Source organism: Burkholderia crassaminum, assembly GCF_964265005.1.
Lineage (GTDB): Bacteria > Pseudomonadota > Gammaproteobacteria > Burkholderiales > Burkholderiaceae > Burkholderia.
Window position 1 is genome coordinate 2,634,915 of sequence record NZ_OZ183799.1, and the last position, 24,420, is coordinate 2,659,334.

A 24,420-nucleotide genomic window follows, 5' to 3' on the forward strand; every position below is an offset into this window, starting at 1 on the left:
GCTCAATCGCCAATGCAAAATTCTCGGTTCATCGTATGAACCAAGCCCTTAGCGTTGGTGATTGGTGGAGGCAGACGGGATCGAACCGACGACCCCCTGCTTGCAAAGCAGGTGCTCTCCCAGCTGAGCTATGCCCCCATGTACAGAATATCCTCAGGTGTTAGCCGGTCGGCTTGAGGTACTCGTAAGCGCTAAAGCGCTAACGATCACCGACACGTCAGACAATGGTGGGTCTGGTTGGATTCGAACCAACGACCCCCGCCTTATCAAGACGGTGCTCTAACCGACTGAGCTACAGACCCCTGAGTCTGTCTTTAATTTACAGCCGATAAGCGTGAGCGCTCAATTTTGCGAGAAGCTCTGGAAAGGAGGTGATCCAGCCGCACCTTCCGATACGGCTACCTTGTTACGACTTCACCCCAGTCATGAATCCTACCGTGGTGACCGTCCTCCTTGCGGTTAGACTAGCCACTTCTGGTAAAACCCACTCCCATGGTGTGACGGGCGGTGTGTACAAGACCCGGGAACGTATTCACCGCGGCATGCTGATCCGCGATTACTAGCGATTCCAGCTTCATGCACTCGAGTTGCAGAGTGCAATCCGGACTACGATCGGTTTTCTGGGATTAGCTCCCCCTCGCGGGTTGGCAACCCTCTGTTCCGACCATTGTATGACGTGTGAAGCCCTACCCATAAGGGCCATGAGGACTTGACGTCATCCCCACCTTCCTCCGGTTTGTCACCGGCAGTCTCCTTAGAGTGCTCTTGCGTAGCAACTAAGGACAAGGGTTGCGCTCGTTGCGGGACTTAACCCAACATCTCACGACACGAGCTGACGACAGCCATGCAGCACCTGTGCGCCGGTTCTCTTTCGAGCACTCCCACCTCTCAGCAGGATTCCGACCATGTCAAGGGTAGGTAAGGTTTTTCGCGTTGCATCGAATTAATCCACATCATCCACCGCTTGTGCGGGTCCCCGTCAATTCCTTTGAGTTTTAATCTTGCGACCGTACTCCCCAGGCGGTCAACTTCACGCGTTAGCTACGTTACTAAGGAAATGAATCCCCAACAACTAGTTGACATCGTTTAGGGCGTGGACTACCAGGGTATCTAATCCTGTTTGCTCCCCACGCTTTCGTGCATGAGCGTCAGTATTGGCCCAGGGGGCTGCCTTCGCCATCGGTATTCCTCCACATCTCTACGCATTTCACTGCTACACGTGGAATTCTACCCCCCTCTGCCATACTCTAGCCTGCCAGTCACCAATGCAGTTCCCAGGTTGAGCCCGGGGATTTCACATCGGTCTTAGCAAACCGCCTGCGCACGCTTTACGCCCAGTAATTCCGATTAACGCTCGCACCCTACGTATTACCGCGGCTGCTGGCACGTAGTTAGCCGGTGCTTATTCTTCCGGTACCGTCATCCCCCGGCTGTATTAGAGCCAAGGATTTCTTTCCGGACAAAAGTGCTTTACAACCCGAAGGCCTTCTTCACACACGCGGCATTGCTGGATCAGGCTTTCGCCCATTGTCCAAAATTCCCCACTGCTGCCTCCCGTAGGAGTCTGGGCCGTGTCTCAGTCCCAGTGTGGCTGGTCGTCCTCTCAGACCAGCTACTGATCGTCGCCTTGGTAGGCCTTTACCCCACCAACTAGCTAATCAGCCATCGGCCAACCCTATAGCGCGAGGCCCGAAGGTCCCCCGCTTTCATCCGTAGATCGTATGCGGTATTAATCCGGCTTTCGCCGGGCTATCCCCCACTACAGGACATGTTCCGATGTATTACTCACCCGTTCGCCACTCGCCACCAGGTGCAAGCACCCGTGCTGCCGTTCGACTTGCATGTGTAAGGCATGCCGCCAGCGTTCAATCTGAGCCAGGATCAAACTCTTCAGTTTAAACCTGTTACTGTTTTCGGTTCAGTTAAGAACCGGTCGCTCACTCAAAGCTGACAGGAATATGAATCACTTCATAAACCTGACTTACTTTAGTGTGAGACTCTTGATACTTTCGCTATCTGATCCGAAGATCAGCTCGCTGCCATCAAGCGCCCACACTTATCGGCTGTTAATTTTTAAAGAACATTTCTGCGAGGAACTTCGTGTTTCTCAGCAGCGCTGCGTTTTCAGCAGCAGAGAAGCGAGATTATGAACCGTGTTTCGCAGCTCGTCAACAACTTTTTTACACCATCGTTGCGACTGCGGGGTTCAACTTCCAGGCCAGTTGCGCGCTCCAGACTGCAGCACACCGCCAACCCTGCTTCCCTCTTCCGCGCCGCGTTTCCGTTAGCGCGAAAGAGGCGTGATTGTAGGCACGCTCTTCGAACTGCGCAAGGGGTTTGAAGCAACTTTTTTACAAAAGCCGCAATTCGGCCGGTCTGCCATGCCTCGGCACGAGACCGCTTATGGTGCAAAGAACGGACTAGAATATGAGGTTCTTCGCCTCTTTCTATATACGTCTTTAATATGCGCCAGCGAATCGCCAAACGCCTCCCCCCCGATGCCGACAAACTTGTCGGTCTGTCGCTTGCGCTCTTCGCCTCGGGCAGCCGCATCGAGGATCGCTTCTGGGAAGCGAAGCTCGACGCGCTGCTCGCCAAGATTGTCCGCAACGGCAACCAGACCACGCTCGACGCAGCGCTCGACCATCTTCAGCAGAATCATCCTGACGCCTATGGTGCGCTCGCCGACATGGCCGAGACGCACAGCGAGTCGATGGTGATCGAGCACGACGGGCAACCGTTCGACGCGCTGCTGGTCGCCATCCCGGTTCTCGCATGGACGCGCTACATGATTCCGTCGGGCCCGCTCAAGGGTGACGTTGCCGACGCGCTGCGAACGCACCTGCAGGCTCACGTCCTTGCGAACGGCACCCTCGTCGGGCTTGCCCCGTTCCTCTACAGCATCGACCAGTTGCCGCGACATCACGTCGAGACCTACCGGCTGGCCCAGCAACTCGCGCATGCAGCGATCACCCAGCACACCCCCAAGCTCAGCTTCGGCGACCTGCCTGAAACCTCGCCGATCCTGGCCGACCCGCGCTTCCTGCTCGCCGTCGTCGCCGCGCCCGCCGGCGCAGCGCTGTTCCGCTGGCAGGAGGAAGAAAACGGCAGCCGGATCGAACGTGGCCAGTGCCTCGAGCAATGGACGGCCCAGGGCGGCCCGAACCTGTCGATCGCCCTGCCCGGCTGCGAGTTCGAATGCCTGCTTCCGGACGCGTACTATTCGGCCTGCCGGGATGCGGACGAACGCGTGCGTCCGCACACGGTGAGAACCGCCATTCGTTATCTTTTCGACACACTTGGTGCGGCACCGCAAGAGCTGCGCGCGGTGGTCGCCGGCTTCGGCGAACGCCGTATCGACGAGTATCGTGTCGGCTTCACGCGGCGTGCCAGCAACGACGTAATCTACGGCGTCGTATGGCCGCTCTACGGTCGTGAAAACGGCGACGTGTCGATCGACAGCGCGACGCTCGAAGGCGAAGCACCGATCGACGGGCCGCTCGAGGAAATCGTGAGCCTGCTGAAGGAATGCGGCGTAACCGACGTCCGGCGGCACGCGGGCCGCTTCGAACCTGAATACTGTGATGACTGCGGCGTACCGCTCTACGCAGATCCGCTCGGCGAAATCGTCCACGCGGAAATGCCGGAAGACGCGTCACCCGCTCAGCCGCACTTCCACTGACCCGCACAGCAGGCGTTGACGGCCTGCTCATCCGAAGCCGCTCACGGTTCCCGCCGGAGCGGCTTTTTTCTTGTCCGCCATCCCGCCGTCCGAAATTTCATACTTTTCCTAAGCCTTTCAGCCAAGCAGACATCGTGTAAGGTCTTTGTCATCATCAGACCCAAGGCATGCCAGACGGCAGATCAATGGCTCACATTACGGAGGTTGAATATGCGGTTCCTGATGCTCAATTCAGACGCCGAGCGGCGTGACGGACTGAAGGCCCTGTTGCGACAGATCGACCGTCACGCCAGCATCAATGATGCGTCCGACAGTTTCCAGGCGCGCAGGCTGCTGCGCAACCAGCGTTTCGACCTCGTCGCGATCGACTGGCTCGACGTCGGCCGACTCAGCGAACTTCAGGCGCTCTGCAGTGCGTGCTCGCCGACACCCGTCGCCGTCCTGGTCGACGAAACGTCGCCGGAGGCCATCCAGCGCTTCTTCAACTATGGTGTCGCCGGCGTGATCCCGCATTCCACGCGGCCGCACCTGATCGTGCGTGCGCTCGAGATCGTGCTGCTGGGCGGGCACTACATCCCACCGATCGCGCTCCGTCTGCTGCCGTCCGCTGCTGCGGCGCGTTACGATGCCCATTTCCAGACACTCGCCGGGTCGCTTCCCCGCCGGCCGCCGAGCGGCCTCTTGTCGCCGCGACAAGCGCAAATCATGCGCTTCGTCCACATGGGCAGCACCAACAAGATGATCGCCCGTACGCTCGGCATCAGCGAAGGCACCGTCAAGATCCACCTCGCCAGCATCTTCCAGCAGCTCGGTGCCGCCAACCGCGCCGCCGCGGTCGCGATCTACAACGGCTGGCTGTCGCCCCACCTCGAGGTGCTGCTGGCGAACCGCAACCGCACGCGCAAGCCGCCCATCGGCGAACACGGCCCGGTTCCGCTGCGTACGCAACGGAATGATCGCCCATACCCGTTGCCGGCCTCGACCGACAGCGCGCAGGAGCTGCCGATCGCCGCCGAGCCGCCCGCGCGGTTCCGGCGCGAACGCTAGCCCAACAGTCTCGATATTGCGACGGTCGGCGTGTGCGGATTCCCACCTTTGATGCTCAACGAGTAATATGAACGCATGGGTTTTCTTTTCACACCGCTTCCGCTCTGGGTTGGCATCGGTGGCTGGATCGCCGCCGTGGCCCTGCTCGCGCTCGCGATCTGGAATCGTCCCTTCGTTCGCCTGCAAGACGCCACGCTCCAGCACGTGTGGCTCGCGCTCGTCACCGCCATTGCGGTCCTCTGGGCCTCGAATGCGTGGCTCGAAGATGGCATCGTCATGCATCTGCTTGGCGCGACGCTGCTCGTCACCCTGTTCGACTGGACACTCGCACTGATCGCGATGGGCGCCATCACGGCGGTTGCCGCGATCATCTTCGACGCGCCTTGGCAGGGCATTGGCCTGACCTATCTGATCTACGGCGCGCTGCCGGTCGCCGTGTCGGCATTGCTGCAGCGCGCCGCACTCGCATGGTTGCCGCACAATCTCGCGTCGTTCATCACCGGCCAGGGATTCCTGTCGCCGGCCGTCGCGATCATCGCGGTCGCCGCCGCCGCGGCCGGGGTCCAGCTCGCGCTCGCGGACGGCGTGCCTGTCGTGATTCCGGCCGGCTATCTGCTGAACACTGCGCTGCTCGCACTCGGCGAAGCGTGGTTCACCGGCATGGCGACGGCACTCATCGCCGTCTATCGCCCCGCCTGGGTCACGACCTTCGACGTCCGGCGCTATCGCCTCGGCGGCCCGCGCGCCTGAATTGCCCTCTGGCGGCGGCGCCGTCATCCCGTTCCGGCAGCATCTCGCGCGGTGCGGCAGAATGCGACATCTACTGCCGCACAACTTTTTTACGCTAAGATTGAACTCCGGTTCTTCATCGGGCATCTATACGTGCCCGATGTCTCATTCGCTCCTCACCAATAACCAGATGGACAGCTCTCCTGCGTCGCTCCGGATTTTCCGGGCGCTCGGCAAGCTGGCAGCCTGTATTGCGGGCCTGTCGCTTGCGCTTCCGACACCGGCATTCGCCGATCTGCTCGACCAGCGCTCCGAACTGATCAACAAATTCGTCAACGAAATGCACGCCGATCCGCTCGCCGCCGATTGTGCGGCGCACGGCAGCTTCATCGCCAGCACGTCGTCGGCATTCGACCGCGTCGACTTCGCGCCGAACGCATTCGACAGCGGCAACGCGACAATCACGCCATGGAACGACTCGTTCGACCAGGGCAAGCAGCGCGTGAAGGTCGACAACATCGTCACTGTCGACGGACTCGGCATCCACAGCGACGGCAGCGACCCGACGCCGCTGAAATTCCGATGCGGCTATGTCGGTCAGCAAATGCTCGCGTTCAGCTGGAACGACCCGGTTCCGCCGCTGAAGCCGCGCGTCGAGCGCTCCACGTCCTCGACGAAGAAATTCAAGGGCAAGTCGCACCGAGGCAAGGTCAAGGCAAAGGCATCGGGCCGCACCGGCGGCAAGAAAGCCGTCGCAACGAAAAAGTCGAGCGGCCAGAAGAAGGTCGTGAAGAAGACTGCGAAGAAGTCCTGATACGACGAAGCGACTTCGACAGAAGCAAAAAAGCCGGGGCATCCTGAGATGCCCCGGCTTTTTTTCATACGGCGACGCTACGCTTACGCGAACGTGTCGACGTGCACCAGGATCGCCGCCAGCATCGCCGCGCCAAGCGCCGCGCTTCTCTCACCGTTCCAGCCGACTCGTTCGTCGGGCAGGTTCGCGTTGTCCTTGAACGGCATCTCGAGCGTCAGCGACAGGCAGCCGAACTGGTGGCCGATGTACTTCGATGCGAGCTTGAGCGCGTCCTCCTTGTATTTGCTCGCCGCATAGCCGTGCTCGGTCTGGAAGTCGGGGCTCGCAACCTTGAAGGCCTCGATGAATGCGGTCTGCTCCTTGCCTTGCTGCTCGGTAAAGCTCGGCAGCATCTCCGACCCGGCAACGAACACGTACGGCAGATCCTCGTCCCCGTGAATGTCGAAGAACATGTCGCAGCCGATCGCATGGATCGCATCGCGCACGGCCAGCACCTCGGGGCTGCGCTCGGCATCGGGTGCCATCCACTCGCGGTTCAGGTTCGCGCCCGCCGCATTGGTGCGCAGGTTGCCATGCACGCTGCCGTCCGGGTTCATGTTCGGGACGATGTGGAACGTCACGCGATCGTAGAGCTTGCGCGCGACCGGATCACCGGCCCAGTCACCCCATCCGGCCAGCCGCTTGACGAGGCCTTCGACGAACCATTCGGCCATCGACTCGCCGGGATGCTGGCGCGCGATGATCCACACCTTCTTCTTCGGCGCGCCGTCGACTTCCGGCGTACCGAGCGTCAGCAGCGACATCGGACGACCTTCGACCGTGCGACCGAGTTCGACAACGCTCGCCTGCGGCAACTGCTGGACCGCGCCGAGAAATGCCGCGTGACGCTCTTCCGAGTACGGTTCGAAATACGCGTAGTAGATGCTGTCGAATTCCGGCGTATGGTCGATGGTCATCGTCTTGCCGTCGAACGTCGTCGGCACGCGGAACCAGTCGACCCGGTCATAGCTCGCCACCGCGCTGTAATTGCGCCAGCCCGACGGATACGCGCATTCGGCGGCATTCTCGAACGTCATCACGCAGCGCTCGCCGCGCGCGCCCGTCAAGCGGTAGTAGAACCATTGCGCGAATTCCGAGCGGTTGTCGCCGCGCACGCGCAGCCGAATCGCATCGGGACTGTCGCACGACACGACGTCGATTGCGCCTGCGTCGAAATTGCTGGTGATCGAAACGGCCATCTGTCTCTCCTTGGTCGACCGGAACAGGCGGTGTAGCGCTTGCCCGGCCTCATGCATGCGCCAGCCGTCTCGTGAACGGCCGGCTGGGTCACTCGCCGACTCGCCGGCGATATACGTAAGTCGAATCGTTCGACGCAGCCGCATCGAACGCATAGCCTTCCGTCGCGAAATCCTTCAGCGCCTTCGGGTCGGTAATACGGTTCTCGACGATAAAACGCGCCATCAGGCCGCGCGCACGCTTCGCGTGGAAGCTGATGATCTTGTAGCGGCCGCCCTTCCAGTCCTCGAACACCGGCGTGATGACGGGCGCGGCCAGCAGTTTCGGCTTGACCGACTTGAAGTATTCGGTCGACGCGCAGTTGACCAGCACGCGCGCCGAGCCGCTGCGGGTTTCGAGCTGTTCGTTCAGCGCGCGCGTGATGCGATCGCCCCAGAACGCGTACAGATCCTTGCCGCGCGCGTTCGCGAAGCGGGTCCCCATCTCGAGACGGTACGGCTGCAGCAGATCGAGCGGACGCAACAGCCCGTACAGCCCCGACAGCACGCGCACGTGCTGCTGCGCGTAGTCGAGATCGGCGGACGACAGCGATTTGGCGTCGAATCCTTCATATACGTCGCCGTTGAACGCGAGCACGGCCTGCTTCGCGTTGGCCGGCGTAAAGGTCGGCGACCAGTCCGCGTAGCGCTGGAAATTCAGGCGCGCCAGCGGATCGGAGATATCCATCAGCGTCGCGATGTCCTGCGGCGACAGTTTGCGCAGGCCGTCGATCAGTTCGGACGCGTCGTCGACGAATGCAGGCTTCGTGTAAGACTGGACGTGCGCGGGCGTATCGTAGTCGAGGGATTTGGCTGGAGAGAGAACGATTATCATAGAGGCTCGCTGGCACGCCGTGCCTTGCGGTCAGACGAAAACCACCGATTGTAACGAATGACCCGCTCTCTCGCCCCGCATGCCGCACATCGCGTCGTGCTCGACTCGAACGTCTGGATCGACATCCTCGTATTCGACGACCCTGCTACGCGCCCGATCCGGGCCGCGCTCGAACGCGGCACGCTTGCCGCCGTGATCGACGGCCGCTGCCTGACCGAACTCGAGTATGTGCTCGATTATCCGCAGTTCCAGGCGCGCGCTGTCGACAAGGCGGCTGCGCTCGCGACCGTCGCCCGCCTGGCGAGCCTCGTCGAGCCGCCGGCCGTCGACGCCGACGCGCCGCCGCTGCCGAAGTGCAAGGACCGCGACGACCAGAAGTTTCTTGAACTCGCCCGCGCCGCCCAGGCCGAGTGGCTCGTGTCGAAAGACCGTGCGCTGCTGAAGCTCGCGAAGCGCACCGCACGCGACTTCGGCTTCCGGATCGCACAACCTGCCCCCTTTGCCGAAGCCTGCGCGCTCGACGCCACGCCGGCTTGACGCACGCAACACCACCCGATTTCGACCGTATCGATGAACGCTCCTTCAGACATGCCCACGACTCCCGTTTTCCCTTCGCGCCTGCCGAACGTCGGCACGACGATCTTCACGGTCATGAGCGCGCTTGCCGCAGAAAAAGGCGCCGTGAACCTCGGCCAGGGCTTTCCGGATTTCGACTGCGATCCGCGCATCGTCGATGCGGTTGCCACCGCGATGCGCAACGGGCACAACCAGTATCCGCCGATGGCCGGTGTCGCGCCGCTGCGCGATGCAATCGCAGACAAGATCGCGCAGGTCTACGGCCGGCGTTACGATCCGGCGACCGAAATTACCGTGACGGCCGGCGCGACGCAGGCGCTGCTGACGGCGATCCTGTGCACGGTGCATCCGGGTGATGAAGTGATCGTCGTCGAACCGACCTACGACAGCTACCTGCCGTCGATCGAACTCGCGGGCGGCAAGCCCGTGTTCGTCACGCTGGAAGCGCCCGACTACGCGATTCCGTTCGACCGTCTTGCGGCCGCAATCACGCCGAAAACGCGCATGATCCTGATCAACACGCCGCATAACCCGACGGGTACGGTGTGGCGCGAGGCGGACATGCGCAAGCTCGAAGAAATCGTGCGTGGCACCAACGTGCTGATCCTGTCCGACGAGGTCTACGAGCACATGGTCTATGACGGTGCGCGCCACGAGAGCGTCGCGCGCTATCCGGAACTCGCCGCGCGCAGCTTCATCGTGTCGAGCTTCGGCAAGACCTATCACGTGACGGGCTGGAAGATCGGCTATGTCGCGGCACCTGCCGCGCTGACCGCGGAATTCCGCAAGGTCCACCAGTTCAACGTGTTCACGGTGAACACGCCGATGCAGATCGGGCTCGCCGACTACCTGCGCGACCCGGCGCCGTACCTGACGCTTGCCGACTTCTACCAGAAGAAGCGCGACTTCTTCCGGGCCGGCCTCGAGCACACACGCTTCAAGCTGCTGCCCTGCACGGGCACCTACTTCCAGTGCGTCGATTATTCGGCGATCAGCGACCTGCCTGAAGCGGAATTCTCGAAGTGGCTCACGTCGGAGATCGGCGTGGCCGCCATTCCGGTGTCGGCGTTCTATCACGAGCCGCACGAATCGGGCGTCGTCCGATTCTGCTTCGCCAAGCAGGAAAGCACGCTCGCGGCCGCGCTCGAACGGCTCGCCCGCCTGTAAGTCCCGTACGGGGGGCGGCCATACGCCGCCCTGCAGGAACCGCGCTTACGAACGAACGACGCTCGTCGCTTCGATATACGCCTTGCGCTCGGTTGCCACGCGCTGCGCGGCCGGACGCTCGCCGACCGTCTTCGCGTGCGCCTTCCAGTCGATGCCGGCGTCGAGCAGGAAATCGCGTCCGAATATGGCCTTCGTCGCCATCCCGATGACCGGCAGATGGACCCATGCGGCGATGTCGGCGAGGCCGAACGACTCGCCGAGCACATACGGCGAAAACTGCGTCAACTGCTTGAACGCATCGATCGCGCGCGGCAGGCGCTTCTCGACGTGCGCCTTCATTCCGTCGCTGACCTTGCCGCCGAAAAACGCTTCCGTATAGACCTCGCGCGCCACCCATTCGAGATACAGCTCGAGCGTCTCGACCAGTTCGCGCACTTTCGCGGCCGCAAACGGGTTCGCCGGGAAAATGCCTTTCTCGGGATAGCGCGCCGCCAGGTATTCGATGATCACCTGCGACTCGAACAATGCGCCTTCTTCGGTCTTCAGGAACGGAATCTTGCCGAGCGGCGAATCGGCGAGCTGGGCCGGATCGCTGATCGGCAATCCGCACACCGACTCCTCGAACGGAATGTCGTGCTCGAGCAGGACGAACTTCACCTTGTTGTAATAGTTGGACAACGGAATACCGCACAGCTGTAGCATCGGAGTCTCCTTCGTTGCTGGAACGCGGCCGCAACGGTGCCGGCCGCTTCGGGATTCGTCGCGCTGAAAAGCACGTTCGTGCTAGTCTAAAGCAAGTATTGCGTTCGTCACGACAACATTACATCCGCTACGGCATCGGCCCCATCAGCGTGCTACGCGCGCGGCGCCGCAGCCCCGCCATCCGATGGAGACACGCTCGCATGAGTGCTGAACTGCTGGCCTCGCGTCCGCCCGAGAGCGATTCGACGCTCGTCCTCACGCTATCCAATCCCGGCGCACGCAATGCGCTGCATCCCGACATGTACGCGGCCGGCATCGAGGCACTCGCCACCGCCGAACGCGATCCCGGGATTCGCGCCGTCGTGCTCACCGGCGCCGATCGCTTCTTCTGCGCGGGCGGCAACCTGAACCGGCTGCTCGACAATCGCTCGAAGGATCCGTCCTATCAGGCCGACAGCATCGACCAGCTCGCCGCGTGGGTCACGGCGATCCACACTTCGACGAAGCCGGTGATCGCGGCGGTCGAAGGCGCCGCGGCCGGTGCGGGCTTCTCGCTCGCGCTCGCGTGCGACCTGATCGTCGCCGCGCACGATGCGAAGTTCGTGATGTCGTACGCGCGTGTCGGCCTGACTCCTGACGGGGGCGGTTCGTGGTTCATCGCCCGCGCATTGCCGCGCGCGATCGCGGCCGAGATCCTGTTCGAAGGCAAACCCGTCGCAGCCGAACGTCTGCACACGCTCGGTGTCGTCAACCGGCTCGCCGTGCCGGGCGCGGCGCTGACCGACGCGCTGGCATGGGCCGATGCGCTCGCCGGCATCTCGCCGAACGCGCTCACGCGCATCAAGTCGCTGCTCGACGACGCAACGATGCAACCGCTCGACACGCATCTCGGCACCGAACGCGATCATTTCGTCGCGTCGCTGCATCATGCCGACGGGCTCGAAGGCATCACCGCATTTCTCGAGAAACGCCAACCCCGCTACAAGCGCTGATCCGCCGCACCGGCTTTCGAACTGCCTGAACGCGTCTGCCCGGAAGCGCTGCGTGCGACCTCATCGGCGATCCCTTGCACGCCTGCGCACACGCATCGGCGTGCACATTTCCGTCGCCAGCAGCCCGTATCGATCCATGCTCTAATGACCGCCTGTCGCGGCGCTGCCGGCGCCGTTTTCGCGCATGCAACAAAGGAGTTCACGATGATCGACGTCTATAGCTGGGCGACCCCGAACGGCCACAAGGTGCACATCATGCTCGAGGAAACGGGCCTCGCCTATCGTGCCCATCCGGTCGATATCGGCGCAGGCGACCAGTTCAAGCCGGAATTCCTGAAGATCAGCCCGAACAACAAGATCCCCGCGATCGTCGATCCGGAAGGCCCCGGCGGCAAGCCGATCTCGCTGTTCGAATCGGGCGCGATCCTGATCTACCTCGCGGAGAAGACCGGCAAGTTCCTGCCGACCGATCCGGCCGCACGCTATGCGACGCTCGAATGGCTGATGTTCCAGATGGGCGGTGTCGGCCCGATGCTCGGGCAGGCACACCACTTCCGCCTGTATGCGCCGGAGAAGATCGAGTATGCGGTCAACCGCTACACGAACGAGGCGAAGCGCCTTTACAACGTGATGGACAAGCGTCTCGGCGAATCCGAATATCTCGCGGGCGACGCGTACACGATCGCGGACATTGCGACGTTCCCGTGGACGCGCTCATGGCAGAACCAGGGCATCGTGCTCGATGAATTGCCGAACGTGAAGCGCTGGTACGAGACGATCGCTGCACGACCGGCCGTGCAGCGCGGAGTCGAAGTGCTCGCGTCGATGCGCAAGGCGCTGCAGGACGACAAGGCACGCGAGGTGCTGTTCGGCGCGACGCAATACGCGAAGCACTGACGAGCAAGTGATGGACGGAGCGGCATCCATGCATGCCGCTCCCCGCTTCAGAAGTAATGCAGCGTGATGAATTCCGCCGCGCAAACCGGCAGCGGCGCATCGGGACGCTCGACCTGCATCGTCACCGACCACGTCACCTGCACACCGTCCCGCGCGGCCTCGGCGGTTTCCTTTACCGCAAACAGCGCACGCACACGCGCGCCGACCGGCACCGGCTTCAGGAATCGCACACGGTTCAGTCCGTAGTTCACGCCCATCTTCTGCTCGAAACGCATCGCGTCGGTCATCAACGCAGGAATCAACGACAGCGTCAGGAACCCGTGTGCGATCGGCCCGCCGAACGGCGACTCGCGGCGCGCCCGCTCGGGATCGACGTGAATCCATTGATGATCACCGGTCGCGTCGGCAAAACCGTCGACGCGATGCTGGTCGATCGCGATCCAGCCGCTCGCAAGCGGCTCGGTGCCGACACGCGCCTGCAACGCTTGTGCCGATGCGATCAGCGGCAAGGTCACGTCGGTCATGCGTGCGTGCCTCCCGGATGACGCAGCCCGAAGATCACCTTGGTATGCACGGTGATCACCGTCTCGCCGGCGACGTTCACGCCGACCCACTCCGTCGATACGATGCCGCGATCGGGCTTGCTCTCCGACACGCGCTTGTCGTGGACCTTCTGGTACATCGTGATCGTGTCGCCTGCCCTCACCGGCTTGAGCCAGCGGATCGAGTCGATGCCCGGCGAGCCCATGCTGGTCGAATCCTGGCCGAGCTTCTTGATGAGCAGGCTCATGAACACCGAACACGTGTGCCAGCCGCTCGCGACGAGCCCGCCGAAATGCGATGCCTTTCCGGCCTCTTCGTCGAGATGGAACGGCTGCGGGTCGTAGCGTTGTGCGAACGCCTTGATGTCGTCGGGTTCGAACGTGTAACGGCCCACTTCGGTGGTGCTGCCGACCACCAGGTCTTCGTAACTGATGCCCACTAGGTGTCTCCTTGTCTGGCGCGCTCGCGCGTCGCCGTCATGCCGCGTCGGCCTGCGCGAAATCGGGCAGCGCCGCGATGCGCGCAAGATGATGATCGGTGTCGCCGAGCGTCGTCTCGATGATCGACAGCCGCTTGAACAGGTGCGCAGCGGCGACCTCGTTGGTCACGCCCATGCCGCCATGCAGTTGAACGGCCTGCTGGCCGACGAAGCGCGCGGCGGCGCCGACACGCGCTTTCGCGGCCGACACGGCCTTGCGCCGCGCATCGGCATCGCCGCTCGCGTAACGTACGGCAGCCAGGTAGGTCAGCGAACGTGCCTGTTCGGCATGGATCAGCATGTCAACCATCCGGTGCTGCAGCGCCTGGAAACGCGCGATCGGCACGCCGAACTGTTCGCGCGTCTTCGTGTATTCGACCGTGGCGCGGTTCAGTTCGTCGAGCGTGCCGACCGCTTCCGCACATAACAGGAACGTCGCGTAATCCGCAACTTGCTCGAGGGCCGCGGCGTCAAGTGCACCGCCCGTCAGCAGTCGTGCCGGCGTTTCATTGAAGCCGAGCGTCGCGGCACGCTGGCCGTCGATCGTCCGGTAGTCGACCACCTTCACATTCGCTGCATCCCGTTCGACGACGAAGAGGCCGATGCCACCGCTGTCGACGCGCGCAGGCACGATCCAGGCATGCGCCTGTGCGCCGTGCTGAACAACCGACTTCGTGCCGGTCAGCCGGTACGCGCCGCTCTGCTCGCGCGCATGCGTGTCGAGTTCGAACAGGTCGTAGCGCGCATGCGGCTCGTGGAACGCGACCGCCACACGTTTCTGCCCCTGTGCGACCGCCTCCAGCAGCGCGGCATCGTCACCGGCGCCGGAGCCCGCGATGCGCAGCGCCTCGACGCCCACCGCCGTTGCCCAGTACGGCTCGATCACGAGCGCACGGCCGAGCTCCTGCATCACGACCAGCATGTCGACCGGGCCGCCGCCGAAGCCGCCCTGTGCGTCCGGCACGGGCAGCGCGGTCAACCCCAGTTCGGCGAACGCGCTCCATTGCTTGTCCGACACGCCCGCGTCGCTGCGCACGATTGCCTGACGCGCTTCGAAGCCGTATTGCTCGCCGAGATAACGGCGCAACGCGTCGGCGAACTGCTGCTGCTCATCAGTAAAGCTGAAATCCATGGTTGTCTCCGTTCCCTGATCACAGCCCCAGAATCATCTGCGCGATGATGTTCTTCTGGATCTCGTTCGAACCACCGTAGATCGACGTCTTCCGGTAGTTGAAGTAGTACGCGGCCAGCGGCGCCGCATCGTCGTCGCCCGCGATGCTGTGCTCGCGCTGGCCTTCGAGGAACGGAATGTCGAACGGTGCGGCGAGCGGGCCGATCGCGTCGACCATCAGCTCGGTGAGCGCCTGCTGCACTTCCGTACCCTTGATCTTCAGCATGGACGCCTCGGGGCCCGGCCCCTTCCCGCTCGTCTCGCGGCTGACGACGCGCAGCACCGTCACTTCGAGCGCCATCAGCTCGACCTCGAGCGCCGCGACCTTTGCGGCGAACACGGGATCGGCGAGCAACGGCTTGCCGTTCTTGCGCTGGTTCGACGCCACGCGCTTCAGGAACGCGAGCTCGCGCTTCGACGCGCCAACGCGCGCGATGCCGGTGCGCTCATGGCCAAGCAGGTATTTCGCGTAGGTCCAGCCGCGATTCTCGTCACCGACGAGATTCTCGACCGGCACCTTCACGTCCTCGAAGAACACCTCGTTGACCTCGTGGTCCTCGTCGAGCATGACGATCGGGCGCACCGTGATGCCGGGCGTCTTCATGTCGATCAACAGGAACGAGATGCCCTCCTGTTTCTTCGCGGCCGGATCGGTGCGCACGAGGCAGAACATCATGTCGGCGTACTGGCCGAGCGTCGTCCAGGTCTTCTGGCCATTGACGACGTAGTGATCGCCGTGGCGCTCGGCGCGCGTGCGCAACGATGCGAGGTCGGATCCCGAACCCGGCTCCGAGTAGCCCTGGCACCACCAGTCCGAGCCGTCGAGAATGCGCGGCAGGTAATGCCGTTTCTGCGCTTCGCTGCCGTATTTCATCAACACCGGCGCGACCATCGATACGCCGAATGGCAGCACGGTCGGCGCACCGATCCGCGCACACTCCTCATCCCAGATGTGCCGTTGCGTCGCGTTCCAGCCAGGGCCGCCGTATTCGACGGGCCAGGCGGGCGCGGACCAGCCGCGCTGGCCGAGTAGCCGGTGCCAGCTCGCGAAATCCTCGCGGTCGAGTCGTTTGTGATCGAGTACTTTGGCGCGCAGTGCGTGAGGCAGGTTGGCCTCGAGCCAGGCGCGGACGTCGACGCGGAACGCGTCGTCGGCGGGGGAATAATCCAGATCCATGCGCAGTGTCTCCTGTCGACCAGAGTTGGCGCTTTAGCGCTTACTCTGGTCCCATGCTTCGCGGTCGACCAGAGTTGGCGCTTTAGCGCTTACTCTGGTCCCATGCTTCGCGGTCGACCAGAGTTGGTGCGTCAGCACTGACTCTGGTCCCATGCAAGGCTTGCCGCAGCCGTCCGGCCCGGCAAGGACTCACTGCACACCTTATTGCAGCGGTTCTTTCAGCGCGGCAGGAATCGGCAGCGGCATCACTTCGATGCCTTCTTCGGCCAGGGATTGCGCATCTTCGGGCGTCGTGACGCCACGAATGCTGCGTGCCGGCGCCTCGTTGTAATGGATGCGCCGCGCTTCCTCGGCGAAGCGCTCGCCCACATTCTCGGTTTTCTCCAGCACCTCGCGCAGCGCACGCATCACCTGCGCCTGCATTGCGCGCGGATCGGCCGGCTGTGCCTGCGTCGCACCCGACAGATTCAGGCGCGGCGCCGACGGCAGACGGTTGACCTCGGTCGTTCCGCACACCGGACATTCGACCAGCTTGCGGGACAACTGCGCTTCGAATTCATCGGCGGAAGCGAACCAGCCTTCGAACCGATGACCGTGCGGGCACTGTAAATCGAGGACCTTCATGCTGAATCAGGGCGTGTGGCGAGTGTAGCGCAAAAAACGGTTTTGTGAACGATCGTGCTAAATACCGATCGCGCGACGAGGAGGCGTCGCGTCACCGGATTGTAACGCGTCGCCCCACCCGCCGCTGACGCCGCACTCAGGGCGTCAGGACCGGCCCGAGCGGCCACGTGCCGGACAGCACCTTATCGAGCCACATCGTGCCGATGATCGTCTTCACGTCGGAAATCTGGCCCGTGCGCACCCATTCCTGCAGATCGGCCTGCGTCGCGGTGAAGGTCTCGAGAAATTCGCCTTCATCGAGCTTGCGCTCGCCGGCCGTCAACCCACGCGCGAGGTACAGGTCGATGAATTCGGTCGAATAGGAAATGATCGGGTGAATCCGGGCCAGGAACACGTACTCGCGTGCCGTGTAACCCGTTTCCTCGCGCAGTTCGCGCACCGCGCAGGCGAGCGCGCCTTCGTTCGGGTCGAGCTTGCCGGCCGGGAACTCGGCCATCACCTTGCCGATCGGGTAGCGAAACTGGCTTTCCATCAGCACGCGACCGTCGTCGAACAGCGGGATCACCATCACCGCGCCCGGGTGCTGGACGTATTCGCGCGTGGCTTTCTTGCCATCCGGCAGGCGGACGGTGTCGCGCTTGAGCTTGAGGAACGCGCCTTCGAAAATCGCCTCGCTCTCGAGGCAGGTTTCGGTCAGTGCGGCGTCGTGATTGGGTAGTTCGGCCATCGGCGGCTCCAAAATTGAGCGCGACGGCCGGAGCCGTCAGCGTCGTTTGACGAGATACTGGAACGTGAAGCCGGGGAACGCGAACACGATGAAGAGACTGAACGTGATCGCGTAGAACTGCCAGCCCTGTTCGAAGCGGTTGCCGGCGCGCGACTCGAGCCAGAAGCCGAGCGCGCCGACGATGAAGTACAGCACGATCAGCTCGCCGATCCGCACCCACCCGCTCTTCTTCGCCGCGCCGAACGGCACGACGGCGAAGAGGCGTTGGTTCAGGAACGGCAGGTTGGCGCAGACGAGCGCCAACAGCACGATAAACCAGCCGGCTGCCGACATTACAGCGGCAGCGTGTGACGAATTGCCTGCAGGCAAGCCGTCAGCAGCGGGCTCGGGATCAGGCCGAGCACGACGACCGCGAGGCCGTTCAGCACGAGGATCGTGCGCTTGCAGAAATCGCCCGAGATCGGCGTCGTATCCTGCGGTGCATCGAAGTACATCAGCTTCACGATGCGCAGGTAGTAGAACGCGCCGAACAGCGACGTGATCACGGCCAGCACGGCGAGCCACGTGAGGCCCGCGTTGACGGTCGCCTCGAGCACGGCGAGCTTCGCGTAGAAGCCGACGGTCGGCGGGATGCCGGCCAGCGAGAACATCATGACCATCATCACGAACGCGAACACCGGGCTGCGCTTGTTGAGGCCCTTGAAGTCGTCGATCGTATCGGCTTCGAAATCGCGGCGTGCGAGCAGCATCACCACGCCGAACGAGCCGAGCGTCGTGATCAGGTAGACGATCGCGTAGAACATCGCCGAGCTGTAGGCATTCGCCGGTGCCGTCGCGTCGCCCTTCACGATGCCCGCGAGCAGGCCGAGCAGCACGAAGCCCATGTTCGAGATCGCCGAGTACGCGAGCATCCGCTTGATGTTGCGCTGGACGATACCGGTGATGTTGCCGACGATCAGCGACAGCGCGGCGAGGATCACGAGCGCGGTCTGCCAGTTCTGTGCGAGCGGCAGCAGGCCCATCACCAGGAAGCGCAGGCCCCACGCGAACGCGGCAACCTTCGGGCCGCCGCCGACGAACAGCGTCATCGCGGTCGGTGCGCCCTGGTAGACGTCCGGCACCCACATGTGGAACGGCACGGCGCCGAGCTTGAACGCGATACCGGCGACGATGAAGACCACGCCGAACATCAGCACGGCTGCGTCAGTGTTGCCGCTAACCGCCTTGTACACCTCGCCCAGCTCGAGCGAGCCGGTCGCGCCGTAGAGCATCGAGATGCCGTACAGCACGAAGCCCGACGCGAGCGCGCCCAGCACGTAGTACTTCATCGCGGCTTCGCTCGACTGCGCGGCATCGCGGCGCAGCGCGATGACGGCGTACAACGACAACGACATCAGTTCGAGACCGAGGTACAGCGTCAGGAAGTTGTTGCCCGACACCATGACCAGCTGACCGAGCAGCGAGAACATGCCGAGCAGGAACACGTCACCGCGGAACATGTCGCGATCTTCGAGGTACTTGCGCGAATAGACGAGCGAGACCGCGAAACCGAACGACACGACAGCCTTCATCGTGCTCGCGAACGAGTCGACGACGACCATCTTCGAGAAGAAGTAGTACTGCTGCGGGTCGAGTGCCTGCACCGCGAACCACACGCCGGCTACGACCGACGAAACAACCGCGATCAGATAGGTCAGGCGGCGGCCGGAAGCACCGGTAAAGGTGTCGTTCAGCCATGCGACGACGATGGCAGCCATCACCAGCGCGTCAGGCAACAGGACATTCATAGGAGCGTTCATGATCTTGAGTTCCTCCGCTCGCGATTACTGCGCCAGCGGCAGTTTGGACTGCGCGACATGGGAGAGGAGGTTTTCCACGGAAACGTGCATCACGTCGGTGAAAGGCTTCGGATACAGGCCCATCAGCAGCGTGAACGCGGCGAGCACACCCAGCATCAGGAATTCGCGACGGCCGATGTCCTTCAGCTTGGCAACGTGATCGTTCGCGACCGCACCGAAGTACACGCGCTTGTACATCCACAGCGTGTAAGCCGCGCCGAGGATCAGCGTGAACGCCGCACCGAATGCGATCCAGAAGTTGTACTGGACGGCCGCGAGAATCACCATGAACTCGCCGACGAAACCCGACGTACCCGGCAGGCCGCAGTTGGCCATCGAGAACAGCATCGCGAAGGCCGCGAACTTCGGCATCACGTTGACGACGCCACCGTAATCGGCGATCTGGCGCGAGTGCACGCGGTCGTACAGCACGCCGATGCAGAGGAACATCGCGCCCGACACGAAGCCGTGCGAGATCATCTGGATGATCGCGCCTTCGACGCCGAGCTGGTTGAAGATGAAGAAGCCGAGCGTGACGAAGCCCATGTGCGCGATCGACGAATACGCGACCAGCTTCTTCATGTCGGCCTGCACCATCGCGACGAGGCCGATGTAGATCACCGCGATCAGCGACAGCGTGATCACGACCGGTGCCAGGAAGTGGCTCGCGTCAGGCGTGATCGGCAGCGAGAAGCGCAGGAAACCGTAGGCGCCGAGCTTCAGCATGATCGCAGCCAGCACGACCGAGCCGCCCGTCGGCGCTTCCACGTGCGCGTCCGGCAGCCACGTGTGTACCGGCCACATCGGCACCTTCACCGCGAACGCGAGGAAGAACGCGATGAACAGCAGGATCTGTGGCGTCATCGCGATCTTGGCGTTCTGCCACGTCGCGAGGTCGAACGAATGCGTTTCCGTGTACAGGTAGATCAGCGCGACCAGCATCAGCAGCGAACCGGCGAGCGTGTACAGGAAGAACTTGAATGCCGCATACACGCGGTTCGGGCCGCCCCACACGCCGATGATGATGTACATCGGGATCAGGGTCGCTTCGAAGAACACGTAGAACAGCAGGCCGTCGGCCGACGAGAACACACCGATCATGATCCCGGACAGGATCAGGAAGGCCGCGAGGTACTGCGCGACGTTCTCGGTGATCACTTCCCATGCGGCGATCACGACGATCACCGTGATCAGCGCGGTCAGCACGACGAACCACATCGAGATACCGTCGACGCCGAGGTGATACGCGATGTCGAAGCGTTCGATCCAGGTCGACTTCTCGACGAACTGCAGCGCAGCCGTGCTCGAATCGAAGCCCGTGATCAGCGGGATCGTGACCGCGAGGCCGAGCAGCGAACCGATCAGCGCGATCCAGCGGGCCGTCCCCGGATTTTTGTCATTACCCACCGCAAGCACGAGGAGGCCGAAAACGATCGGCAGCCAGATCGCGGTACTGAGAATCGGAAAAGCGTGCATTAAGTTGTCCCCCGCCTTATTTGCCGCCGAGCGTTACAAACAGGGTCAGGAGCCCCAGCATGCCGATGATCATGGCGAACGCGTAGTGATAGATGTAACCGGATTGGAGGAAGCGGATCACGCCGGCGAACCAGCCGATGAACCGGGCGCTGCCGTTGACGAGGCCGTCGATCACGACGACGTCACCTTCCTTCCACAGGCCGCGGCCGATCGCCACCGAACCACGGGCGAACACCACTTCGTTGATCTTGTCCATGTAGTACTTGTTGTCCAGCAGCGTGTAGATCGGGCCGAACGCGCGGCGGATCGACGCCGGCAGATCCGGACGCTTCAGGTACAGGAACCAGGCGACAACGACACCGGCAAGCGCGAGCCAGACCGGCAGGCCCGACACCGAGTGCAGGCCCATGCCCACCCAGCCGTGGAACTCCTCGGCCATCTCGGCCAGCGCCGGATGGTTTTCACCGATGAAGATCACCTTGTCGAATGCCACGCCGTGCTGGAAGAAGTCGCCGAACAGCATCGGGCCGACCGCAATCGCACCGATGATCACCGACGGGATCGCCAGCAGGACGAGCGGCACCCACACGACCCACGGGGTCTCGTGCGGCTCGTGCGCGTGGTCGTCATGACCATGGCCATGACCGTGGTCGTCGTGGCCGTGCGCGGCCGCCATGCCCATCGGCGATTCCGGATGCTTCGGCTTGCGGAAGCGCTCTTCGCCGTGGAACACCAGGAAATACATGCGGAACGAGTACAGCGCCGTGACGAACACGCTCGCGACGACCGCGAAGTAGGCGAAGCCCGAACCCGGCAGGTGCGACAGCTTCACCGCGTCGATGATCGAGTCCTTCGAGTAGAAGCCCGAGAAGAACGGCGTACCGATCAGCGCGAGCGAACCGACGAGCGACGTGATCCACGTGATCGGCATGTACTTGCGCAGGCCGCCCATGTTGCGGATGTCCTGGTCGTGGTGCATGCCCATGATGACCGAGCCGGCGCCGAGGAACAGCAGCGCCTTGAAGAACGCGTGCGTCATCAGGTGGAACAACGCGACCGGGTACGCGGACACGCCGAGCGCGACCGTCATGTAGCCGAGCTGCGACAGCGTCGAATACGCGACCACCCGCTTGATGTCGTTCTGGATGATGCCGAGGAAGCCCATGAACAGCGCCGTGATCGCGCCGATCACCGTGACGAACGACAGCGCGGTGTCCGACAGCTCGAACAGCGGCGACATGCGCGACACCATGAAGATGCCGGCCGTCACCATCGTCGCCGCGTGAATCAGCGCCGAGATCGGGGTCGGGCCTTCCATCGAGTCCGGCAGCCACACGTGCAGCGGGAACTGTGCCGACTTACCCATCGCGCCGATGAACAGGCAGATACAGGCCACGGTCAGCAGGCCCCAGTCGGTGCCCGGGAAGTGCAGGCTCGCGAGTTCCGCGCGCTTCGCGAACACTTCGCCGTAGTTCATCGAGCCGGCGAATGCGAGCAGCAGGCCGATGCCGAGCAGGAAGCCGAAGTCGCCCACGCGGTTCACGAGGAACGCCTTCATGTTCGCGTAGATCGCGCTCTCACGCGTGAAGTAGAAGCCGATCAGCAGGTACGACACCAGACCCACCGCTTCCCAGCCGAAGAACAGCTGCAGGAAGTTGTTGCTCATCACGAGCATCAGCATCGAGAACGTGAACAGCGAGATGTATGAGAAGAAGCGCTGGTAGCCGTCTTCTTCCGCCATGTAGCCGATCGTGTAGATGTGCACCATCAGCGAGACGAAGGTCACGACGACCATCATCATCGCGGTCAGCGAATCGACGAGGAAGCCGACTTCGAGCTTCAGCGAGCCGACGTTCATCCATTCATAGACGGTCGCGTTGAAGCTCGCGCCGCCCATCACGTCGAAGAAGACTTTCGCCGACAGGAGGAACGCGATCATTACGCCGAGGATCGTGATCCGGTGTGCGCCCTTGCGCCCGACTGCGTTCCCGAACAGCCCCGCAATCAGCGAGCCGGCCAGCGGAGCGAGCGGAATCGCCAGCAGCAGGTTTTCATTGAGTGTCGTTGACATAACAGCGTAGCCTGAAATTAACCTTTGAGCTGATCGAGATCCTCGACATTGATCGTGTCGAGCTTACGGAACAGGGTCACCAGAATCGCGAGACCGATCGCGGCTTCCGCTGCGGCGACCGTCAGCACGAAGAACACGAAGATCTGGCCGTGCACATCGCCGAGGTAGTGCGAGAACGCGACGAAGTTGGTATTCACCGCCAGCAGCATCAGTTCAATCGACATCAGGATGATGATGACGTTGCGGCGGTTCAGGAAGATCCCGACGATCGCGATCGCAAAGAGGATCGCGCCGAGCACGAGGTAGTGAGCAAGAGTCAGCATGGTTTTCTTTTCCTCCGCTTAGCCGTTGGTGCCCGAACCGGCTTCGCTCTGCGCCGCTTCCGGCTGCGGCTTTTCCGCTTCCATCTTCACGAGGCGCACGCGGTCGTTGCGTTGCACCTTGACCTGATCCGACACGCGCTGGCGCTTGCTGTCCTTGCCCTTGCGCTCGGTCAGCCCGATTGCGGCAATGATCGCGACCAGCAGCACGAGGCCGGCGATTTCAAACGCGAAGATGTAGTCGGTGTAGATCACCTTGCCGATCAGTCGCGTGTTCGACCAGTTGGCCATCTCGCCCGTCGCCATCGCGTGCACCGTCTGCGTGTCGCCGTAGCCGCGCCACAGGATCAGCGCGGTTTCGATCACGATGATCGCGCCGACCACGGTCGCCATCGGAACGAAGCGCTTGAAGTCGCGGCGCAGGTAGTCGATGTTGATGTCCAGCATCATCACGACGAACAGGAACAGCACCATCACGGCGCCCACATAGACCAGCACCAGCAGGATCGCGAGGAACTCCGCTTCCAGCAGCATCCAGATCGCGGCGGCGTTGAAGAACGCCAGCACAAGGAAAAGCGCAGACGCCACCGGGTTGCGCGAAGTGATCACCTTCAGCCCTGATACCACCAGGAGCAGCGCGAAGATGTAGAACAGTACGGTCGTGAATTCCATGATTACCGGTTCATCGTTAGGCCATAGTCAGGCGCGGCTTGCGGGACGCTCTCGCGTGCCGCACCCGTCGCGGCGGCTCGGCCCTGGCTTCGGGCCGGCACTGCAAACACAATCAACGATACGGCGCGTCGGCAGCCTTCGCCGCGGCGATGTCCTTCTCGTAGCGATCGCCCACCGCGAGCAGCATTTCCTTCGTGAAATACAGGTCGCCGCGCTTTTCGCCGTGGTACTCGAGAATCTGAGTCTCGACGATCGAATCGACCGGGCAGCTTTCTTCGCAGAAACCGCAGAAGATGCACTTCGTCAGGTCGATGTCGTAGCGCGTCGTGCGGCGCGTGTTGTCCGCGCGCGTTTCCGATTCGATCGTGATCGCCATCGCGGGGCACACGGCCTCGCACAGCTTGCACGCGATGCAGCGCTCTTCGCCGTTTTCATAGCGGCGCAGTGCATGCAGCCCGCGGAAACGCGGCGAGATCGGGGTCTTCTCTTCCGGGAACTGCACGGTGACCTTGCGCTTGAACGTGTAACGACCGGTCAGCGCGAGCCCCTTCAGCAGCTCGGTCAGGAAGAAAGTCTTAAAGAAGTGTTGGATAGCCGTCATGATTTCG

Annotated in this window: 24 protein-coding genes, 2 tRNA genes and 1 rRNA gene; 8 read left to right on the forward strand and 19 right to left on the reverse strand. The window is 62.7% G+C overall.

Translation table 11 applies throughout. The features are described 5' to 3' along the window. Positions 1-62 precede the first annotated feature (62 nt). The 3 genes from ACPTTF_RS12150 to ACPTTF_RS12160 form a co-directional block, all read right to left on the reverse strand. A tRNA-Ala gene (locus ACPTTF_RS12150) sits at positions 63-138 on the reverse strand. 87 nt (positions 139-225) lie between these two features. Next, positions 226-302: transfer RNA gene (locus tag ACPTTF_RS12155), tRNA-Ile, on the reverse strand. A gap of 62 nt (positions 303-364) precedes the next feature. Beyond that, positions 365-1,897: ribosomal RNA gene (locus tag ACPTTF_RS12160) — 16S ribosomal RNA — on the reverse strand. Between the two features lie 567 nt (positions 1,898-2,464). On the opposite strand from ACPTTF_RS12160, the gene ACPTTF_RS12165 reads away from it, so the two are divergent. The 4 genes from ACPTTF_RS12165 (at position 2,465) to ACPTTF_RS12180 (ending at position 6,272) form a co-directional block, all read left to right on the forward strand. Further along, on the forward strand, positions 2,465-3,682 hold the full coding sequence (locus ACPTTF_RS12165; RefSeq protein WP_166960588.1) for a DUF2863 family protein: 1,218 nt from the start codon (positions 2,465-2,467) through the stop codon (positions 3,680-3,682). Between the two features lie 210 nt (positions 3,683-3,892). Then, entirely contained in the window at positions 3,893-4,729 is an 837-nt protein-coding gene (locus tag ACPTTF_RS12170) for a LuxR C-terminal-related transcriptional regulator (RefSeq protein ID WP_166961347.1), read from the forward strand. Positions 4,730-4,804: 75 nt separating this feature from the next. After that, a complete protein-coding gene (locus ACPTTF_RS12175) occupies positions 4,805-5,479 on the forward strand; it encodes an energy-coupling factor ABC transporter permease (protein ID WP_423371306.1) in 675 nt (224 codons plus the stop codon). A 139-nt stretch (positions 5,480-5,618) separates the two neighbouring features. After that, complete coding sequence (locus ACPTTF_RS12180) at positions 5,619-6,272, forward strand: BspC domain-containing protein (protein ID WP_423371307.1); 654 nt, start codon at positions 5,619-5,621, stop codon at positions 6,270-6,272. Between the two features lie 83 nt (positions 6,273-6,355). Here the strand turns inward: ACPTTF_RS12180 and ACPTTF_RS12185 are convergent, their stop codons facing one another. Next, positions 6,356-7,510: a M14 family metallopeptidase gene (locus ACPTTF_RS12185; protein WP_423371308.1), complete on the reverse strand. Its 1,155-nt coding sequence runs from the start codon at positions 7,508-7,510 to the stop codon at positions 6,356-6,358. Between the two features lie 88 nt (positions 7,511-7,598). After that, positions 7,599-8,381 carry a peroxide stress protein YaaA gene (yaaA, locus tag ACPTTF_RS12190; RefSeq protein WP_423371309.1) on the reverse strand — a complete coding sequence of 261 codons (783 nt, stop codon included), beginning with the start codon at positions 8,379-8,381 and terminating at the stop codon, positions 7,599-7,601. A 57-nt stretch (positions 8,382-8,438) separates the two neighbouring features. On the opposite strand from yaaA, the gene ACPTTF_RS12195 reads away from it, so the two are divergent. Both ACPTTF_RS12195 and ACPTTF_RS12200 read left to right on the forward strand, forming a co-directional pair. After that, the gene (locus tag ACPTTF_RS12195) at positions 8,439-8,918 is read left to right on the forward strand and encodes a putative toxin-antitoxin system toxin component, PIN family (protein WP_166960603.1); all 480 of its coding nucleotides are present in this window, start codon (positions 8,439-8,441) and stop codon (positions 8,916-8,918) included. Positions 8,919-8,951: 33 nt separating this feature from the next. Further along, positions 8,952-10,124, forward strand: coding sequence for a pyridoxal phosphate-dependent aminotransferase (locus tag ACPTTF_RS12200; RefSeq protein WP_423371310.1), 1,173 nt, complete (start codon positions 8,952-8,954; stop codon positions 10,122-10,124). A 45-nt stretch (positions 10,125-10,169) separates the two neighbouring features. On the opposite strand, the gene ACPTTF_RS12205 is transcribed toward ACPTTF_RS12200, so the two are convergent. Next, positions 10,170-10,826, reverse strand: a complete 657-nt coding sequence (locus ACPTTF_RS12205) for a glutathione S-transferase (protein WP_423371311.1) — start codon at positions 10,824-10,826, stop codon at positions 10,170-10,172. Positions 10,827-11,026: 200 nt separating this feature from the next. On the opposite strand from ACPTTF_RS12205, the gene ACPTTF_RS12210 reads away from it, so the two are divergent. Together ACPTTF_RS12210 and ACPTTF_RS12215 are read left to right on the forward strand one after the other, a co-directional pair. After that, a complete protein-coding gene (locus tag ACPTTF_RS12210) occupies positions 11,027-11,818 on the forward strand; it encodes an oxepin-CoA hydrolase, alternative type (RefSeq protein WP_423371312.1) in 792 nt (263 codons plus the stop codon). Positions 11,819-12,022: 204 nt separating this feature from the next. Further along, entirely contained in the window at positions 12,023-12,715 is a 693-nt protein-coding gene (locus tag ACPTTF_RS12215) for a glutathione binding-like protein (RefSeq protein ID WP_166960615.1), read from the forward strand. Positions 12,716-12,762: 47 nt separating this feature from the next. Here ACPTTF_RS12215 and ACPTTF_RS12220 read toward each other — a convergent pair whose 3' ends face one another. The 13 genes from ACPTTF_RS12220 to nuoI form a co-directional block, all read right to left on the reverse strand. Further along, positions 12,763-13,239, reverse strand: a complete 477-nt coding sequence (locus tag ACPTTF_RS12220; protein WP_423371313.1) for a MaoC family dehydratase — start codon at positions 13,237-13,239, stop codon at positions 12,763-12,765. Beyond that, complete coding sequence (locus ACPTTF_RS12225; RefSeq protein WP_166960621.1) at positions 13,236-13,697, reverse strand: MaoC/PaaZ C-terminal domain-containing protein; 462 nt, start codon at positions 13,695-13,697, stop codon at positions 13,236-13,238. Before ACPTTF_RS12225 ends, ACPTTF_RS12220 begins: the two co-directional genes overlap by 4 nt. A gap of 37 nt (positions 13,698-13,734) precedes the next feature. Beyond that, positions 13,735-14,868: an acyl-CoA dehydrogenase family protein gene (locus ACPTTF_RS12230; RefSeq protein ID WP_423371314.1), complete on the reverse strand. Its 1,134-nt coding sequence runs from the start codon at positions 14,866-14,868 to the stop codon at positions 13,735-13,737. A gap of 19 nt (positions 14,869-14,887) precedes the next feature. Further along, positions 14,888-16,084 (reverse strand): acyl-CoA dehydrogenase family protein, encoded by a 1,197-nt coding sequence (locus ACPTTF_RS12235; protein WP_423371315.1) that lies wholly within the window; start codon positions 16,082-16,084, stop codon positions 14,888-14,890. A gap of 201 nt (positions 16,085-16,285) precedes the next feature. Continuing rightward, on the reverse strand, positions 16,286-16,708 hold the full coding sequence (locus ACPTTF_RS12240) for a DUF1178 family protein (RefSeq protein WP_166960630.1): 423 nt from the start codon (positions 16,706-16,708) through the stop codon (positions 16,286-16,288). A gap of 136 nt (positions 16,709-16,844) precedes the next feature. Next, positions 16,845-17,435: an NUDIX domain-containing protein gene (locus ACPTTF_RS12245; protein ID WP_085042066.1), complete on the reverse strand. Its 591-nt coding sequence runs from the start codon at positions 17,433-17,435 to the stop codon at positions 16,845-16,847. A gap of 36 nt (positions 17,436-17,471) precedes the next feature. Then, positions 17,472-17,768, reverse strand: coding sequence for a DUF2818 family protein (locus tag ACPTTF_RS12250; RefSeq protein WP_423371316.1), 297 nt, complete (start codon positions 17,766-17,768; stop codon positions 17,472-17,474). After that, positions 17,768-19,222 (reverse strand): NADH-quinone oxidoreductase subunit NuoN, encoded by a 1,455-nt coding sequence (gene nuoN, locus ACPTTF_RS12255; protein WP_423371879.1) that lies wholly within the window; start codon positions 19,220-19,222, stop codon positions 17,768-17,770. Before nuoN ends, ACPTTF_RS12250 begins: the two co-directional genes overlap by 1 nt. A gap of 36 nt (positions 19,223-19,258) precedes the next feature. Next, on the reverse strand, positions 19,259-20,749 hold the full coding sequence (locus ACPTTF_RS12260) for an NADH-quinone oxidoreductase subunit M (protein WP_166960639.1): 1,491 nt from the start codon (positions 20,747-20,749) through the stop codon (positions 19,259-19,261). A gap of 16 nt (positions 20,750-20,765) precedes the next feature. Next, positions 20,766-22,820, reverse strand: coding sequence for an NADH-quinone oxidoreductase subunit L (gene nuoL, locus ACPTTF_RS12265; RefSeq protein ID WP_423371317.1), 2,055 nt, complete (start codon positions 22,818-22,820; stop codon positions 20,766-20,768). A gap of 17 nt (positions 22,821-22,837) precedes the next feature. Continuing rightward, entirely contained in the window at positions 22,838-23,143 is a 306-nt protein-coding gene (gene nuoK, locus ACPTTF_RS12270; protein WP_006478272.1) for an NADH-quinone oxidoreductase subunit NuoK, read from the reverse strand. An 18-nt stretch (positions 23,144-23,161) separates the two neighbouring features. Continuing rightward, positions 23,162-23,812 carry an NADH-quinone oxidoreductase subunit J gene (locus tag ACPTTF_RS12275; protein WP_166960645.1) on the reverse strand — a complete coding sequence of 217 codons (651 nt, stop codon included), beginning with the start codon at positions 23,810-23,812 and terminating at the stop codon, positions 23,162-23,164. A gap of 112 nt (positions 23,813-23,924) precedes the next feature. After that, positions 23,925-24,413: an NADH-quinone oxidoreductase subunit NuoI gene (nuoI, locus tag ACPTTF_RS12280; RefSeq protein WP_014896508.1), complete on the reverse strand. Its 489-nt coding sequence runs from the start codon at positions 24,411-24,413 to the stop codon at positions 23,925-23,927. Between the last annotated feature and the right edge of the window lie 7 nt (positions 24,414-24,420).

What these genes read in the sequence shown, in the direction of transcription:
- ACPTTF_RS12170 (WP_166961347.1), top strand. Translation starts at nt 3,893, where the DNA reads ATGCGGTTCCTGATGCTCAATTCAGACGCCGAGCGGCGTGACGGACTG.
- ACPTTF_RS12175 (WP_423371306.1), top strand. Translation starts at nt 4,805, where the DNA reads ATGGGTTTTCTTTTCACACCGCTTCCGCTCTGGGTTGGCATCGGTGGC.
- nuoN (WP_423371879.1), bottom strand. Translation starts at nt 19,222, where the DNA reads ATGAATGTCCTGTTGCCTGACGCGCTGGTGATGGCTGCCATCGTCGTC.
- ACPTTF_RS12200 (WP_423371310.1), top strand. Translation starts at nt 8,952, where the DNA reads ATGAACGCTCCTTCAGACATGCCCACGACTCCCGTTTTCCCTTCGCGC.
- ACPTTF_RS12210 (WP_423371312.1), top strand. Translation starts at nt 11,027, where the DNA reads ATGAGTGCTGAACTGCTGGCCTCGCGTCCGCCCGAGAGCGATTCGACG.
- ACPTTF_RS12195 (WP_166960603.1), top strand. Translation starts at nt 8,439, where the DNA reads ATGACCCGCTCTCTCGCCCCGCATGCCGCACATCGCGTCGTGCTCGAC.
- ACPTTF_RS12220 (WP_423371313.1), bottom strand. Translation starts at nt 13,239, where the DNA reads ATGACCGACGTGACCTTGCCGCTGATCGCATCGGCACAAGCGTTGCAG.
- ACPTTF_RS12205 (WP_423371311.1), bottom strand. Translation starts at nt 10,826, where the DNA reads ATGCTACAGCTGTGCGGTATTCCGTTGTCCAACTATTACAACAAGGTG.
- nuoI (WP_014896508.1), bottom strand. Translation starts at nt 24,413, where the DNA reads ATGACGGCTATCCAACACTTCTTTAAGACTTTCTTCCTGACCGAGCTG.
- nuoL (WP_423371317.1), bottom strand. Translation starts at nt 22,820, where the DNA reads ATGTCAACGACACTCAATGAAAACCTGCTGCTGGCGATTCCGCTCGCT.
- ACPTTF_RS12215 (WP_166960615.1), top strand. Translation starts at nt 12,023, where the DNA reads ATGATCGACGTCTATAGCTGGGCGACCCCGAACGGCCACAAGGTGCAC.
- ACPTTF_RS12275 (WP_166960645.1), bottom strand. Translation starts at nt 23,812, where the DNA reads ATGGAATTCACGACCGTACTGTTCTACATCTTCGCGCTGCTCCTGGTG.
- ACPTTF_RS12165 (WP_166960588.1), top strand. Translation starts at nt 2,465, where the DNA reads ATGCGCCAGCGAATCGCCAAACGCCTCCCCCCCGATGCCGACAAACTT.
- ACPTTF_RS12240 (WP_166960630.1), bottom strand. Translation starts at nt 16,708, where the DNA reads ATGAAGGTCCTCGATTTACAGTGCCCGCACGGTCATCGGTTCGAAGGC.
- ACPTTF_RS12185 (WP_423371308.1), bottom strand. Translation starts at nt 7,510, where the DNA reads ATGGCCGTTTCGATCACCAGCAATTTCGACGCAGGCGCAATCGACGTC.
- ACPTTF_RS12230 (WP_423371314.1), bottom strand. Translation starts at nt 14,868, where the DNA reads ATGGATTTCAGCTTTACTGATGAGCAGCAGCAGTTCGCCGACGCGTTG.
- ACPTTF_RS12245 (WP_085042066.1), bottom strand. Translation starts at nt 17,435, where the DNA reads ATGGCCGAACTACCCAATCACGACGCCGCACTGACCGAAACCTGCCTC.
- nuoK (WP_006478272.1), bottom strand. Translation starts at nt 23,143, where the DNA reads ATGCTGACTCTTGCTCACTACCTCGTGCTCGGCGCGATCCTCTTTGCG.
- ACPTTF_RS12250 (WP_423371316.1), bottom strand. Translation starts at nt 17,768, where the DNA reads ATGTCGGCAGCCGGCTGGTTTATCGTGCTGTTGGCGCTCGTCTGCGCC.
- ACPTTF_RS12180 (WP_423371307.1), top strand. Translation starts at nt 5,619, where the DNA reads ATGTCTCATTCGCTCCTCACCAATAACCAGATGGACAGCTCTCCTGCG.
- ACPTTF_RS12235 (WP_423371315.1), bottom strand. Translation starts at nt 16,084, where the DNA reads ATGGATCTGGATTATTCCCCCGCCGACGACGCGTTCCGCGTCGACGTC.
- yaaA (WP_423371309.1), bottom strand. Translation starts at nt 8,381, where the DNA reads ATGATAATCGTTCTCTCTCCAGCCAAATCCCTCGACTACGATACGCCC.
- ACPTTF_RS12260 (WP_166960639.1), bottom strand. Translation starts at nt 20,749, where the DNA reads ATGCACGCTTTTCCGATTCTCAGTACCGCGATCTGGCTGCCGATCGTT.